This window comes from Pseudomonas sp. Ma2-10, assembly GCF_054330215.1.
In genome coordinates this window covers 23,422-37,681 of record NZ_JBTEYL010000028.1, presented here as the reverse complement: position 1 = coordinate 37,681, position 14,260 = coordinate 23,422, and the positions used below count along the sequence as shown (strand labels likewise).

Here is a 14,260-nt window from a genome sequence, read left to right as displayed (position 1 = left end):
GATTGTTCCTCCCGGTCGAAATGGTCGACCGAGGAAAAGCTCAACGTATTAATGCGGGTGACGGAGAATTGACGGCACTCTCTCGTCCCGGCGACTTGACCGGGGTCGGTGCAGTTTGTGTGCCAGCACGCTTCAACGCGGCATCCGGTTTCGCATTGGCCGTTCCGGTACCGGTGAGGCTGCGGCGTACATCGAGATTTCGCGACACTACCAGGACGACGCGACGGTTACGCGCCCGGCCCTCGGCAGTGGCGTTGTTGGCCACTGGCTGGAACTCGCCGTACCCCACCGACGCCAGACGACCGGGGTTCACACCCTGCATCGCCAGCATGCGCACGATGCTCGCCGACCGGGCCGAGGACAGCTCCCAGTTGGTCGGGTATTGCGCGGTGCGGATCGGTTGATCATCAGTGAAACCTTCGACGTGAATCGGGTTGTCGAACGGCTTCAGAATCACGGCAACCTTGTCGATGATGTTGAACGCGATGTCACTGGGCATGGCGTCGCCGCTGCCGAACAACAGGCTGGAATTGAGTTCGATTTCGACCCACAGTTCGTTGCCGCGAATCGTCATCTGATTGGAGCTGATCAAGTCGCCGAACGCGGCGCTGATGTCGTCAGCGATACTTTTGAGCGGATCGTTGGCACCCGCAATACCGGCGTCGACCTGCTCGGCGTCTTTAACCAGCGGCTTGGCCGGGGTCACGGTCTTCGGTCGCTCGTCGCCGATCGGGATCGGCTTGAGGGCGCGGTCAGAGTCGGTAAAGACCCCGATCAGCGCTTCGGAAATGACCTTGTACTTGCCTTCGTTGATCGAAGAAATCGAGTACATCACGACGAAGAAAGCGAACAGCAACGTAATGAAGTCGGCGTACGAAACCAGCCAACGCTCATGGTTTACATGTTCTTCAGGTTGGCGACGACGAGCCATAATCCATTACCCCCATCAATCCATGAAGCCCTGAAGCTTCAACTCAATAGAGCGAGGGTTTTCACCTTCGGCGATCGACAGAATGCCTTCCAACAACATTTCGCGATAACGCGACTGCCGCAAAGCGACGGACTTGAGTTTGGCGGCAATCGGCAGCAGCACCAGGTTGGCACTGGCCACGCCGTAGATGGTCGCGACAAAGGCCACGGCAATGCCGCTACCCAGTTGCGATGGATCGCCCAGATTGCCCATCACATGGATCAGGCCCATCACCGCACCGATGATGCCGATGGTCGGCGCGTAGCCGCCCATGCTTTCGAAGACTTTGGCGGCTTCGATGTCGCGGCTTTCCTGAGTGTAGAAATCCACTTCCAGAATGCTGCGAATCGCTTCCGGCTCGGCGCCGTCCACCAGCAGTTGCAGGCCTTTGCGCGAGTAGTTGTCAGGTTCGGCGTCGGCTACGCCTTCCAGACCGAGCAGGCCTTCCTTACGCGCGGTCAAGCTCCAGTTCACAACGCGATCAATGCCACCGGCCAGGTCCACGCGGGGTGGAAACAGGATCCAGGCCAGAATCTGCATGGAGCGCTTGAAGGCGCTCATCGGTGACTGCAGCAGCGCCGCACCGACGGTTCCGCCGATAACGATCAACGCCGCCGGGCCGTTGGCCAGGGCGCCGAGGTGGCCACCTTCAAGGTAGTTGCCGCCAATGATGGCGACGAACGCCATGATGATCCCGATGAGGCTTAAAACATCCATCAGATACAAGCCTCGACCAGATGCTTGCCTATATCGTCCAGGCCGTACACCGCGTCGGCGAGTTCAGCTTTGACGATGGCCATCGGCATGCCGTAGATCACGCAGCTGGCTTCATCCTGAGCCCAGATCGAGCTCCCGCCCTGCTTGAGCAGACGCGCGCCTTCGCGACCATCGGCGCCCATGCCGGTCAATACGACCGCCAGAACTTTGTCACCGTAAGACTTGGCGGCGGAACCAAAGGTGATGTCCACGCACGGCTTGTAGTTCAGACGTTCGTCGCCCGGGAGGATCTTCACCGCGCCACGGCCGTCGATCATCATTTGCTTGCCACCCGGTGCCAGCAATGCCAGGCCCGGACGCAGGATGTCGCCATCCTCGGCTTCCTTGACGCTGATGCGGCAGAGCTTGTCCAGACGTTCGGCGAAGGCCTTGGTGAAGGCAGCCGGCATGTGCTGGATCAATACGATCGGTGCGGGGAAATTGGCCGGTAATTGGGTCAGAACCCGCTGCAAAGCAACCGGACCGCCAGTGGACGTACCGATGGCGACCAGTTTGTAGGCTTTGCGTTTCGGCGTTGGCGACGACGAGGCCGGTGCGTGCGTACGCGCCGGAATCGGCGCCGGTGCCGGACGCGCAGGCGTGCTGCTGCCGTAGCTGCTGACGCTCGAAGGTGCAGGCGTCGGGGCGGGCGCGGCGACAGGCACCGGTGCGCTGTAGGTGTTGGCGCGACGGTTACTGCGCGAAATGCTGAGAATTTTCTCGCACAGCAGTTGCTTGACCTTCTCCGGGTTGCGGGAGATGTCTTCGAAATTCTTCGGCAGGAAATCCACCGCGCCGGCATCCAACGCATCGAGGGTTACCCGAGCGCCTTCATGGGTCAGCGAGGAGAACATCAACACCGGGGTCGGGCAGCGCTGCATGATGTGCCGCACCGCCGTGATGCCATCCATCATCGGCATCTCGTAGTCCATGGTGATCACGTCTGGCTTGAGGGCCAGCGCCTGATCAATCGCCTCTTTTCCGTTGGTCGCCGTGCCGACGACCTGGATATTCGGATCCGCTGAAAGAATTTCCGAGACGCGGCGGCGGAAAAAACCCGAATCATCCACCACCAGGACTTTAACTGCCATAAACACTCCGTTAGACGGAGCGAGGCTCAGTCGCCCCGCCCCACCAGAATCAAATACGCCGTGCGGCGTAACGCTTGAGCATGCTGGGAACATCGAGAATCAGCGCAATGCGGCCGTCACCGGTGATGGTGGCGCCGGACATGCCCGGGGTTCCCTGGAGCATTTTGCCCAATGGCTTGATGACCACTTCTTCCTGGCCCACCAGTTGATCGACGACGAAGCCGATCCGCTGAGTGCCCACCGAAAGGATCACCACATGGCCCTCGCGCTGCTCTTCGTGAGCAGCGGAGCTGACCAGCCAGCGCTTGAGGTAGAACAAGGGCAGCGCCTTGTCCCGCACGATTACCACTTCCTGGCCATCCACCACGTTGGTGCGCGACAGGTCGAGGTGGAAGATCTCGTTGACGTTCACCAGCGGGAACGCAAACGCCTGGTTGCCCAACATGACCATCAGCGTCGGCATGATCGCCAGGGTCAACGGCACCTTGATGACGATCTTCGAGCCCTTGCCCTTGGTCGAATAGATATTGATGGTGCCGTTGAGCTGGGCGATTTTGGTTTTCACCACGTCCATGCCCACGCCGCGTCCGGAGACATCGGAAATTTCGGTCTTGGTCGAGAAACCCGGCGCGAAGATCAGGTTGAAGCAATCGGACTCGCTGAGGCGATCCGCTGCATCCTTGTCCATCAAGCCTTTCTTCACGGCAATGCCGCGCAGAACATCGGCGTCCATGCCCTTGCCGTCATCGGAAATCGACAGAAGGATGTGGTCGCCTTCCTGTTCAGCGGACAGGATCACCTTGCCGCTGCGAGGCTTGCCCATCGCTTCACGCTCGGCCGGCTCTTCAATACCGTGGTCGACCGAGTTGCGCACCAAGTGGACCAGCGGGTCGGCCAGGGCCTCGACGAGGTTTTTGTCGAGGTCGGTTTCTTCGCCGACCAGTTCCAGGTTGATCTCTTTCTTGAGCTGGCGAGCCAGGTCGCGAACCAGACGCGGGAAGCGTCCGAAGACCTTCTTGATCGGCTGCATCCGGGTCTTCATGACCGCGGTTTGCAGGTCGGCCGTGACCACGTCGAGGTTCGACACGGCCTTGGACATGGCTTCGTCACCGCTGTTGAGGCCCAGACGGACCAAGCGGTTACGCACCAGTACCAACTCACCGACCATGTTCATGATTTCGTCGAGACGCGCGGTATCGACCCGCACGGTGGTCTCGGCTTCGCTGGCCGGTTTTTCCGGCGGCGGCGCGGATGGGGCACGAGCCGGAGCCGGGGCAGCAGCGGCAGGCTTCGGCGCTTCGGCTTTAGGCTCGGGCGCTTTGGCAACGGGTTTGGGTGCAACAGCCTTGGCAATTGGCGTCGCAGCCGAAGCGCTGGTGCCCGAGGCGGTACCGACTTCAGTGAACGTGCCTTTACCGTGCAATTCGTCGAGTAGCGATTCGAACTCGTGATCGGAGATCAGATCGCCGCCCGCCACTTTAGCGATTGGCGCAGCCGGGGCCGGGACCGCAGCAATAGCCGATTCCAGCGCATCAACGGCAAAATTACCCTTGCCGTGCAACTGATCGAGCAGTGCTTCGAACTCGTCGTCGGTGATATCGGAGCTGTCGCCTGCCGCTTTCGGGGCAGCCGGTGCGGCCGGCGCCGGGGCTACCGCATCGACGGCGAACTGGCCTTTACCGTGCAGTTGATCGAGCAACGACTCGAACTCGGCATCGGTAATTTCGTCGCTGCTCGCCACATTACTGCTCGGGGCTTGCGGGGCTTGCGCCTGAGCCTTGACGGCGTTCAGCGAGTCCAGCAGTTGTTCGAATTCGTGATCGGTGATGTCACCCGATTCGCTCTCGGCGGCAGGTTGTTCCACCACCTCGGCGACCGGTGCCGTTTCATCGGCGATTTGCGGCTCGGCCAGACGGGCCAGTGCCGCAAGCAATTCTGGCGTGGCAGCCGTGATCGGGCTGCGCTCGCGGACTTCGGTAAACATGCCGTTCACCGCATCCAGCGCTTCGAGAACCACGTCCATCAGTTCCGAGTCGACGCGACGCTCACCCTTGCGCAGGATGTCGAACACGTTCTCGGCGATGTGACAGCACTCCACCAGCTCGTTGAGCTGGAGGAAGCCGGCGCCTCCTTTTACAGTGTGAAAACCGCGAAAAATTGCATTGAGCAAGTCCGCATCATCGGGTCGGCTTTCAAGCTCGACCAGCTGTTCGGACAGTTGCTCTAGAATCTCGCCGGCCTCAACCAGGAAATCCTGAAGGATCTCTTCATCGGCGCCGAAGCTCATTAAGGGGGTGCTCCTAAAGGTCTAAAAACCTAAAAACCTAAAATCCAAGACTGGATAGCAAATCGTCCACATCGTCCTGACCGGACACAACATCTTCTCTTTTATCGGCATGAATCTGCGGACCTTCACCCTGAGAGAGATGTTTTTGCGGATCTTTTTCTGCACGCATCGCTTCACGGTCATGTTCGATGCCCGCAAAGCGGTCCACCTGACTGGCCATAAGCACGAGCTTGAGCAGGTTGCTTTCAACTTCGGTGACCAATTGGGTCACGCGCTTGATCACCTGACCGGTGAGATCCTGGTAATCCTGAGCGAGCAGAATGTCGTTGAGGTTGCCCGACACAACGCGATTGTCTTCGCTGCTGCGTGTCAGGAAACCGTCGACTCGCCGAGCCAACTCGCGGAACTCTTCAGCCCCGACTTCGCGACGCATGAACCGTCCCCAGTCGGTGCTCAAGGCCTGGGCTTCGTTGCTCAGGCCGTTGACCAGCGGCGTGGCGTTTTCCACCAGGTCCATGGTGCGGTTGGCAGCAGCCTCGGTCAGCTTGACCACGTAACCCAACCGCTCGGTGGCATCCGTGATCTGCGAGACTTCCTCGGCTTGCGGCATGTTCGGGTCAATCTGGAAATTGACGATCGCGCTATGCAACTCGCGAGTGAGCTTGCCCACTTCCTGATACAGGCCACGGTCACGGGTCTGATTGAGCTCATGGATCAGTTGCACAGCGTCGCCGAACCTGCCTTTTTCAAGGCTTTCGACCAGTTCGACCGCGTGTTTTTTCAGGGTCGACTCAAAATCGCCCTGTGAAGATTCTTTATGCTCCATAGCTCCCCCGTGGCGCAGTTGCTCAACCGATGCGTTCGAAAATCTTTTCGATCTTGTCTTTCAACGCCTGGGCCGTGAAGGGTTTGACCACATAGCCGTTTACACCGGCCTGGGCCGCTTCGATGATCTGCTCGCGCTTGGCTTCAGCGGTCACCATCAGCACTGGCAAGTGCTTGAGTTTTTCATCGGCGCGCACGTGGCGCAGCAGGTCGATACCGGTCATGCCAGGCATGTTCCAGTCTGTTACCAGAAAGTCGATGCTGCCGCTGTTGAGCACCGGAATGGCAGTAGTGCCATCGTCGGCCTCGACAGTGTTGGTGAACCCAAGGTCACGCAACAGGTTTTTAATGATCCGCCGCATCGTTGAGAAGTCATCAACGATGAGGATTTTCATGTTCTTGTCCAATTCGACCTCCAAGCAGTCTTAAACGCGCCCAGCACCTGGACGCGCCATTTCATTCAATCCGGCAAAGCACTCAATGACTGTCTGGAGCACAACAGATCGTGACCGGCAAGGTTCAACACCCCACCAGCCGCGTTCGCAGTGTCCCCACACTGCCTTCAGCGCGCTCGCCACTCCCCCAAACGCCCCCGCAAACGGGCCGCGCACTGGCTGTGTAACTGGCTGACCCGAGATTCGCTGACCCCCAGGACCTCACCGATTTCCTTGAGATTCAACTCTTCGTCGTAGTACAGCGCCAACACCAGTCGCTCACGCTCCGGCAAATTGGCAATCGCGTCCGCCAGCGCCGCCTGGAAGCGTTCATCTTCCAGATCGCGTGACGGCTCGAGATGAGCACTGGCGCCATCCTCGTGCAGCCCTTCGTGTTCGCCGTCCTGCAACAGATCGTCGAAACTGAATAACCGGCTACCCAGGGTGTCGTTCAAAATCCCGTAATAATCGTCGAGACTCAATTGGAGTTCGGCCGCAACCTCGTGATCTTTAGCGTCACGACCGGTTTTAGCTTCAATCGAGCGAATGGCATCGCTGACCATCCGGGTATTGCGGTGGACCGAACGTGGCGCCCAATCCCCCTTACGCACTTCATCGAGCATCGCGCCACGGATTCGAATGCCCGCGTACGTCTCGAAGCTCGCACCTTTGCTGGCGTCGTATTTGGTCGACACTTCAAGCAGGCCGATCATACCGGCCTGAATCAGGTCTTCGACCTGGACACTGGCCGGCAGACGCGCCAGCAAGTGGTAGGCAATGCGTTTAACCAGTGGCGCGTAACGCTCGATCAGCTCGTACTGCGCGTCACGTGCCGACTTCTTGTAGAAGTTGTAGCCACTGGCTGTCATAGCACCGGTCCTGCGGTTTGTTGCACGAGGCGCTCGACGAAAAACTCCAGGTGACCACGCGGGTTGGCAGGCAGCGGCCAGGTATCGACCTTCTGTGCAATGGCCTTGAACGCCAATGAACACTTGGACCGCGGGAAGGCTTCGTAAACGGCGCGCTGCTTCTGCACCGCCTTGCGCACACTTTCGTCGTAAGGCACCGCACCGACGTATTGTAAGGCGACGTCAAGGAAGCGATCCGTGACCTTGGTCAACTTGGCGAACAGGTTGCGCCCTTCCTGCGGGCTCTGGGCCATGTTGGCCAGGACGCGGAAGCGGTTCATGCCGTAATCGCGGTTAAGCAGTTTGATCAGTGCGTAGGCGTCGGTGATCGAGGTCGGTTCGTCGCAGACCACCAGCAACACTTCTTGCGCTGCGCGGACGAAACTGACGACCGAGTCACCAATACCCGCCGCGGTGTCGATCACCAGCACGTCGAGGTTGTCGCCGATATCGCTGAACGCCTGGATCAGGCCGGCGTGTTGAGCCGGGCTCAAATGAACCATGCTCTGTGTACCGGACGCGGCCGGGACGATGCGGATGCCGCCGGGGCCTTGCAACAGTACGTCGCGCAGCTCACAGCGGCCTTCGATCACGTCGGCCAAAGTACGTTTGGGTGTCAGCCCCAGCAGTACGTCGACGTTCGCCAGCCCCAGATCGGCGTCCAGCAGCATGACGCGCCGGCCGAGCTCAGCAAGAGCCAGGGACAAGTTCACTGACACGTTAGTCTTCCCGACGCCACCTTTGCCGCCGGTCACCGCGATCACCTGTACGGGATGCATGCTGCCCATGAATTTTTTTTACCTTGTCTTACTTAGACGGAGGCCACATTACTGGCTGCGCGTTCACTAACTGAACAATGCATGGCAGACCATCGATGTAGGTACAAAAACTGTTTATTAATACCTCAGCCGACCTGCTTGGTCGGGCTGTGGTAAATATCAGCGAACATGTCAGCCATGGCTTCTTCGCTGGGTTCTTCTTGCATTTGCACGCTGACGGCGCGACTGACCAACTGATGACGACGCGGCAGATGCAAATCATCCGGAATCCGCGGGCCATCGGTCAGATAGGCCACCGGCAATTCATGACTGATGGCCAGGCTCAGCACCTCGCCCAGACTTGCCGTTTCATCCAGTTTAGTCAGGATGCAGCCAGCGAGCCCACAACGCTTGTAACTGTGATACGCAGCCGTTAGAACCTGTTTCTGGCTGGTGGTTGCCAACACCAGATAATTTTTCGATTTGATGCCACGACCGGCCAGGCTTTCGAGCTGCATGCGCAGTGCCGGATCGCTGGCCTGAAGGCCCGCGGTATCGATCAGCACCACGCGTTTGCGTAGCAAAGGCTCCATCGCCTGCACCAGCGATTGGCCCGGATCGACATGCGTCACCGACACATTGAGGATCCGGCCCAACGTCTTGAGTTGTTCCTGAGCACCAATGCGGTAGCTGTCCATGCTGACCAGCGCGATATTCTGCGCGCCGTACTTGAGCACGTAACGGGCCGCGAGTTTGGCCAGGGTGGTGGTCTTGCCCATGCCGGCGGGGCCGACCATGGCAATCACGCCGCCCTCTTCCAGGGGCTCGACTTGCGGTGTGGCGATCATCCGCGCCAGGTGCGCCAGCAACATGCGCCAGGCCTGACGGGGTTCTTCAATATCGGTAACCAGCGCCAGCAAATCGCGCGACAACGGGCCGGACAGGCCAATACGTTGCAGGCGACGCCAAAGATTGGCCTGGGCCGGACGGCTGCCTTGCAGCTGATTCCAGGCCAGGGAGCCGAGTTGCACTTCCATCAATTCGCGCAGGCTGTTGAGTTCGAAACGCATCGAGTCGAACGCCCGTGGGTCGACGCCACCGGTGACAGGTGCCGCAGCCGGTGCAGCACGGCGGGGTTCGGTGTAGGTCGCCTCGATCAGCGGCTCCGCGGCGGTCAATGGCAGGCCGGCGAACAATTGGCGATTGGTGGACTTATCGCTCTCGCCATCGCTGCGCAGGCTCAGTTCGGCCTGGGCGGTGACGATCCGCGATTGGGTCTTGCGTAGCTCGTCTTCAAGCTCCATGTTCGGAACGCGCGGAGCCAGCGCCGACAGCTTGTAATCCAGGGCAGCCGTCAGTTCAACACCACCGGCGATCCGGCGGTTGCCAATGATAGCGGCATCAGCGCCCAGCTCATCACGAACCAGCTTCATGGCCTGACGCATATCGGCGGCGAAAAAACGCTTAACTTGCATAAACCACTACCTCAGCCGTTGGGCCCTACTGTCGCAACGATGGTCACTTGCTTGTTGTCAGGAATTTCCTGGTAAGCCAACACATGCAAACCCGGAACTGCCAATCGGCCGAATCGCGACAGCATCGCGCGAACCGGACCGGCTACCAACAGAATCACCGGTTGACCTTGCATTTCCTGACGCTGCGCCGCATCGATCAACGAGCGCTGCAGTTTCTCAGCCATGCTTGGCTCCAGCAGAACACCCTCTTCCGAGCCTTGCCCTGCCTTCTGAAGACTATTGAGCAATATTTGTTCCAACCTTGGCTCCAGAGTGATCACTGGGAGCTCGGAGTCAGTCCCTACAATGCTTTGGACGATTGCGCGGGATACACCGACGCGAACCGCGGCCACCAGCGCGGCAGTATCTTGACTCTTGCTGGCATTGTTTGCGATGGCTTCGGCAATGCTGCGAATGTCCCGTACTGGTACCTGTTCGGCCAGCAATGCCTGCAATACTTTGAGCAACTGCGACAGAGACACCACACCAGGCACCAGCTCTTCGGCCAGTTTTGGCGAGCTTTTGGCCAACAATTGCATGAGTTGCTGCACTTCTTCGTGACCGATCAACTCGCTCGAATGCTTGTACAAAATCTGGTTCAAGTGCGTTGCCACTACCGTACTGGCATCGACCACGGTGTAACCGAGGGACTGTGCCTGGGCGCGCTGGCTGACTTCGATCCAGACCGCTTCCAGCCCGAAAGCCGGATCTTTGGCGGTAATGCCGTTGAGCGTACCGTAGACCTGCCCCGGATTGATCGCCAGTTCGCGGTCCGGGTAAATCTCCGCCTCGGCCAGGATCACCCCCATCAGGGTCAGGCGATAGGCACTCGGGGCCAGGTCGAGGTTGTCACGGATATGCACAGTCGGCATCAGGAAGCCCAGGTCCTGGGACAGCTTCTTGCGCACGCCCTTGATCCGCGCCAGCAACTGCCCCCCCTGATTGCGGTCCACCAGAGGAATCAGCCGGTAGCCGACTTCCAGGCCGATCATGTCGATCGGAGTGACGTCATCCCAGCCAAGCTCCTTGGTTTCCTGAGCGCGAGCCGGCGATGGCAGCAGTTCCTGTTGACGCTTGACCTCTTGCAAGGCCTGAACCTTGACCACGTTCTGCTTCTTCCAGAACAGGTAAGCACCGCCAGCCGCCAGGGCCGCCATGCTGAGAAAGGAGAAGTGCGGCATGCCGGGCACCAGGCCCATGACCGCCATCAGGCCAGCGGCTACCGCCAACGCTTTGGGCGAGGCGAACATCTGGCGACTGATCTGCTTGCCCATGTCTTCGGAACCGGAAGCACGGGTCACCATGATCGCTGCAGCTGTAGATAAAAGCAGTGATGGCAATTGCGCCACCAAACCGTCACCAATCGTCAGCAACGCGTAAACCTTGCCGGCTTCGGCAAAGCTCATGTTGTGCTGGAAGATACCGACCGCCACACCACCAATCAGGTTGATGAACAGAATCAGCAGGCCGGCAATGGCGTCACCACGCACGAATTTGCTGGCACCGTCCATGGAACCGTAGAACTCGGCTTCCTGGGCCACTTCCATCCGGCGCAGCTTGGCCTGGCTCTGGTCGATCAGGCCGGCATTCAAGTCGGCATCGATGGCCATCTGTTTACCGGGCATCGCGTCGAGGGTGAAACGCGCGCTCACCTCGGAAATCCGCCCGGCGCCTTTGGTCACCACGACGAAGTTGATGATCATCAAAATCGCGAAGACGACGATACCGACCACGTAGTTACCGCCGATCACCACCTCACCAAAGGCCTGGATCACCTTACCGGCGGCGGCATGGCCGTCCTGACCGTTGAGCATGACCACCCGCGTGGAGGCCACGTTCAGTGCCAGTCGCAGCAATGTTGCCACCAGCAGAATGGTCGGGAACACCGCAAAATCCAGCGGCCGCAAGGCGTAGACGCACACCAGCAGCACGACAATCGACAAGGCAATGTTGAACGTGAAAAACACGTCCAGCAGGAACGGCGGCACCGGCAACATCATCATCGCCAGCATGACCAGCAGCAACAACGGCACACCCAAATTGCCTCGACTTAGGTCGGCAACGTTTGTGCGAGCGTTGTTGAGTAACTGAGAGCGATCCACCGGTTTTCCCCGTTCCTTTAAAGCAAACTTTTTGACGCCTGAAGCAGACGCAGAGCGGCTACTGCAAGAAGCCTTCCAACTTTTGCAGGGGTTTGAAACAGAGGGGATTATCAGCGGGATTGGTACGGTGGACCGACCGTGCAACGCTTGCCGCAGCGGTCGTGAAATTTTCGCGAGAACGTTGGTCGAGCGTGACCCCGACCCGCACGCAGGCTCGTCAGCGGCGACAAACGCAAGGGGCTGCAAATATGGATCAACGCTTGGTTATCACCGATATTGCCAGCCGCGTCGGAGAAGTAATTGTGATTATGGTGATAGCTGAACCCGTCCAATTCGGGTCGGATCACATTGATAGCGCCGCTCAGGCAACCCGGAATGTAGGCATTGGCCCTCTGCACAAAATGCGCAAAGCCCAGAGTCATGTCGAACGCAGCCGAGTAACTGATCGTGCGCTCGAACTGATCCTCCTCCAGGACGCCCGAAACAAATTCCAACGCCATCCCTTGAAGCGTTCGGTATTCACGCTCTGCCATGACCGCCACCTCAAATGCCTTAATGAACGCCCATCCACAGTGATCAATTCACTCATTGAACGGGAGAACGCCCAAGGCCATGACAACGCTTAAGAGCAAGCGTGTCTACTGTCAGAACTAACAGGCACACAGCGTTTTCAGGCGGGCGGCGGCTCTTTGGAATCGCGCCGTAGATCCGGCGGAATCGGCAGGTCGTCCTTGAGCGGATCCGGGCGTTTACCCTTGCCGGCGCGGTGCTGGCGGATCTGGTAGACGTAAGCGAGTACCTGGGCGACGGCAAGGTAGAGCCCGCCAGGGATTTCCTGATCAAGTTCGGTGGAGTAGTAGATCGAACGCGCCAGTGCCGGCGACTCAAGCAGCAGCACGTCGTTGGCCACAGCGATTTCACGGATTTTCAAGGCCAGGAAGTCGCTGCCCTTGGCGATCAGCATCGGCGCTCCACCCTTGTCCGGATCGTACTTGAGCGCTACGGCGTAGTGAGTCGGGTTGGTGATCACCACATCGGCGTCGGGAATCGCCGCCATCATCCGGCGCTGGGACATCTCACGCTGCAACTGGCGAATCCGCTGCTTGACCTCCGGCCGCCCTTCCTGATCCTTGTGCTCGTCACGCACTTCCTGCTTGGTCATCAGCAACTTCTTGTGGCTTTCCCACAGCTGCACCGGCACATCCACCGCGGCGATGAAGATTAGCCCACAGGACATCCATAACGTACTCCAGCCCACCACCTGCAAGCAGTGAATGACCGCCAGCTCCAAAGGTTCATGGGCGATGCGTATCAGGTCATCGATGTCTGACAATAACACCTGCAGGGCCACGGTCAGGATGATCAAAAATTTTGCAAACGCCTTAAGCAACTCCACCACCGCCTTGAACGAAAACATTCGCTTGAGGCCAGCGGCAGGGTTCATCCGGCTGAATTTCGGTGCCAGGGAACCTGCTGCGAATAGCCATCCACCAAGGGAGATCGGCCCGATCAAGGCGGCCAGCACCAGGGTAATCATGATCGGCTGAATCGCCAGCAAGGCGGTCAGCCCTGAATTCAACAGGTAAGTGCTCATGGAGCGCTGATCGAGAATGACTTCACGCGACAAGGAGAAATTCTGCCGCATCAATTCCATCAAGTCTTGCGCCAGCGCCCCGCCGAAAATCAGCAGCGCGGCGGAACCGGCAATCATGATCGCAAGGGTGTTGAGCTCTTTGGAACGCGCGATCTCGCCTTTCTCGCGAGAGTCCTTCTTGCGCTTCTCCGTGGGGTCTTCTGTTTTGTCCTGACCGCTTTCGCTCTCAGCCATGACTCAGCGCGCCCGTGCCAGTTCGCGTAAAAACTGCAAGGCCTCGGAGGCCATCGGCTGATACTGATTAATAATGTCCGCCAGCCCGACCCAGACGATGAACAGCCCGAGCACCAGCGTCAGCGGAAAGCCGATGGAGAAGATGTTCAGCTGTGGCGCCGCCCGGGTCATGATGCCAAACGCGATGTTGACCACCAGCAACGCCGTGATCGCCGGCAACACCAGCAACAGCGCGGCACCGAGGACCCAGCCGAACTTGCCGGCCAGTTCCCAGAAATGATTGGCCATCAACCCGCTACCGACCGGCAGCGTAGTGAAGCTTTCGGTGAGGATTTCGAACACCACCAGATGGCCATTCATCGACAGGAACAACAGCGTGACCAGCATCGTGAAGAACTGCCCGATCACCGCCACCGAGACGCCGTTGGTAGGGTCGACCATCGACGCGAAGCCCATGCCCATCTGAATGGAGACGATCTGCCCGGCGACCACGAAAGCCTGGAAAAACAGTTGCAACGAGAACCCCATCACGGCACCGACGAGGATCTGCTCGGCAATCAGTAGCAGCGCGCTCAAGTCCAGTGCGTTGACCGGCGGCATCGGCGGCAACCCCGGGGCAATCACTACCGTGATCGCGAGGGCAAAATAAAGGCGCACGCGTGTTGGCACCAGAGTCGTACCGAAAACCGGCATGACCATCAGCAAGGCACCGATACGAAACAGCGGCAGCATGAACGTCGCCACCCAAGTACTGATCTGGGTATCGGTCAGCTGGAGCAGCGACATG

General features: G+C 59.1%; 13 protein-coding genes. All 13 read right to left on the bottom strand.

Going from position 1 to position 14,260, the window contains the following annotated elements:
• Positions 1 to 40 precede the first annotated feature (40 nt).
• Entirely contained in the window at positions 41 to 931 is an 891-nt protein-coding gene (motD, locus tag ACXPVS_RS23930) for a flagellar motor protein MotD (protein ID WP_458512101.1), read from the bottom strand.
• Positions 932 to 946: 15 nt separating this feature from the next.
• On the bottom strand, positions 947 to 1,687 hold the full coding sequence (locus ACXPVS_RS23925) for a flagellar motor protein (RefSeq protein ID WP_458512100.1): 741 nt from the start codon (positions 1,685 to 1,687) through the stop codon (positions 947 to 949).
• The gene (locus ACXPVS_RS23920; protein ID WP_458512099.1) at positions 1,687 to 2,817 is read right to left on the bottom strand and encodes a protein-glutamate methylesterase/protein-glutamine glutaminase; all 1,131 of its coding nucleotides are present in this window, start codon (positions 2,815 to 2,817) and stop codon (positions 1,687 to 1,689) included. Before ACXPVS_RS23920 ends, ACXPVS_RS23925 begins: the two co-directional genes overlap by 1 nt.
• Positions 2,818 to 2,866: 49 nt before the next feature.
• Complete coding sequence (locus tag ACXPVS_RS23915; RefSeq protein ID WP_458512098.1) at positions 2,867 to 5,104, bottom strand: chemotaxis protein CheA; 2,238 nt, start codon at positions 5,102 to 5,104, stop codon at positions 2,867 to 2,869.
• Positions 5,105 to 5,141: 37 nt separating this feature from the next.
• On the bottom strand, positions 5,142 to 5,930 hold the full coding sequence (locus tag ACXPVS_RS23910) for a protein phosphatase CheZ (protein WP_458512097.1): 789 nt from the start codon (positions 5,928 to 5,930) through the stop codon (positions 5,142 to 5,144).
• Positions 5,931 to 5,952: 22 nt separating this feature from the next.
• The gene (locus tag ACXPVS_RS23905) at positions 5,953 to 6,324 is read right to left on the bottom strand and encodes a chemotaxis response regulator CheY (protein ID WP_024012118.1); all 372 of its coding nucleotides are present in this window, start codon (positions 6,322 to 6,324) and stop codon (positions 5,953 to 5,955) included.
• Positions 6,325 to 6,491: 167 nt separating this feature from the next.
• Complete coding sequence (gene fliA / locus ACXPVS_RS23900) at positions 6,492 to 7,232, bottom strand: RNA polymerase sigma factor FliA (RefSeq protein ID WP_348130628.1); 741 nt, start codon at positions 7,230 to 7,232, stop codon at positions 6,492 to 6,494.
• Entirely contained in the window at positions 7,229 to 8,059 is an 831-nt protein-coding gene (fleN, locus tag ACXPVS_RS23895; RefSeq protein ID WP_008001746.1) for a flagellar synthesis regulator FleN, read from the bottom strand. Before fleN ends, fliA begins: the two co-directional genes overlap by 4 nt.
• Before the next feature lie 116 nt (positions 8,060 to 8,175).
• On the bottom strand, positions 8,176 to 9,504 hold the full coding sequence (flhF, locus tag ACXPVS_RS23890; RefSeq protein WP_458512096.1) for a flagellar biosynthesis protein FlhF: 1,329 nt from the start codon (positions 9,502 to 9,504) through the stop codon (positions 8,176 to 8,178).
• A gap of 11 nt (positions 9,505 to 9,515) precedes the next feature.
• Positions 9,516 to 11,645 carry a flagellar biosynthesis protein FlhA gene (flhA, locus tag ACXPVS_RS23885; RefSeq protein ID WP_458512095.1) on the bottom strand — a complete coding sequence of 710 codons (2,130 nt, stop codon included), beginning with the start codon at positions 11,643 to 11,645 and terminating at the stop codon, positions 9,516 to 9,518.
• A gap of 110 nt (positions 11,646 to 11,755) precedes the next feature.
• Positions 11,756 to 12,178, bottom strand: a complete 423-nt coding sequence (locus tag ACXPVS_RS23880; protein WP_458512094.1) for a hypothetical protein — start codon at positions 12,176 to 12,178, stop codon at positions 11,756 to 11,758.
• Positions 12,179 to 12,315: 137 nt separating this feature from the next.
• The gene (flhB, locus tag ACXPVS_RS23875; protein ID WP_458512093.1) at positions 12,316 to 13,473 is read right to left on the bottom strand and encodes a flagellar biosynthesis protein FlhB; all 1,158 of its coding nucleotides are present in this window, start codon (positions 13,471 to 13,473) and stop codon (positions 12,316 to 12,318) included.
• Positions 13,474 to 13,476: 3 nt separating this feature from the next.
• Positions 13,477 to 14,259, bottom strand: a complete 783-nt coding sequence (fliR, locus tag ACXPVS_RS23870; RefSeq protein ID WP_458512092.1) for a flagellar biosynthetic protein FliR — start codon at positions 14,257 to 14,259, stop codon at positions 13,477 to 13,479.
• Position 14,260 lies beyond the last annotated feature (1 nt).

Bases quoted from the DNA above. Each gene is read 5' to 3' on its own strand.
- motD (WP_458512101.1), bottom strand. From the start codon at position 931: ATGGCTCGTCGTCGCCAACCTGAAGAACATGTAAACCATGAGCGTTGG.
- ACXPVS_RS23925 (WP_458512100.1), bottom strand. From the start codon at position 1,687: ATGGATGTTTTAAGCCTCATCGGGATCATCATGGCGTTCGTCGCCATC.
- ACXPVS_RS23920 (WP_458512099.1), bottom strand. From the start codon at position 2,817: ATGGCAGTTAAAGTCCTGGTGGTGGATGATTCGGGTTTTTTCCGCCGC.
- ACXPVS_RS23915 (WP_458512098.1), bottom strand. From the start codon at position 5,104: ATGAGCTTCGGCGCCGATGAAGAGATCCTTCAGGATTTCCTGGTTGAG.
- ACXPVS_RS23910 (WP_458512097.1), bottom strand. From the start codon at position 5,930: ATGGAGCATAAAGAATCTTCACAGGGCGATTTTGAGTCGACCCTGAAA.
- ACXPVS_RS23905 (WP_024012118.1), bottom strand. From the start codon at position 6,324: ATGAAAATCCTCATCGTTGATGACTTCTCAACGATGCGGCGGATCATT.
- fliA (WP_348130628.1), bottom strand. From the start codon at position 7,232: ATGACAGCCAGTGGCTACAACTTCTACAAGAAGTCGGCACGTGACGCG.
- fleN (WP_008001746.1), bottom strand. From the start codon at position 8,059: ATGGGCAGCATGCATCCCGTACAGGTGATCGCGGTGACCGGCGGCAAA.
- flhF (WP_458512096.1), bottom strand. From the start codon at position 9,504: ATGCAAGTTAAGCGTTTTTTCGCCGCCGATATGCGTCAGGCCATGAAG.
- ACXPVS_RS23880 (WP_458512094.1), bottom strand. From the start codon at position 12,178: ATGGCAGAGCGTGAATACCGAACGCTTCAAGGGATGGCGTTGGAATTT.
- flhB (WP_458512093.1), bottom strand. From the start codon at position 13,473: ATGGCTGAGAGCGAAAGCGGTCAGGACAAAACAGAAGACCCCACGGAG.
- fliR (WP_458512092.1), bottom strand. From the start codon at position 14,259: ATGTCGCTGCTCCAGCTGACCGATACCCAGATCAGTACTTGGGTGGCG.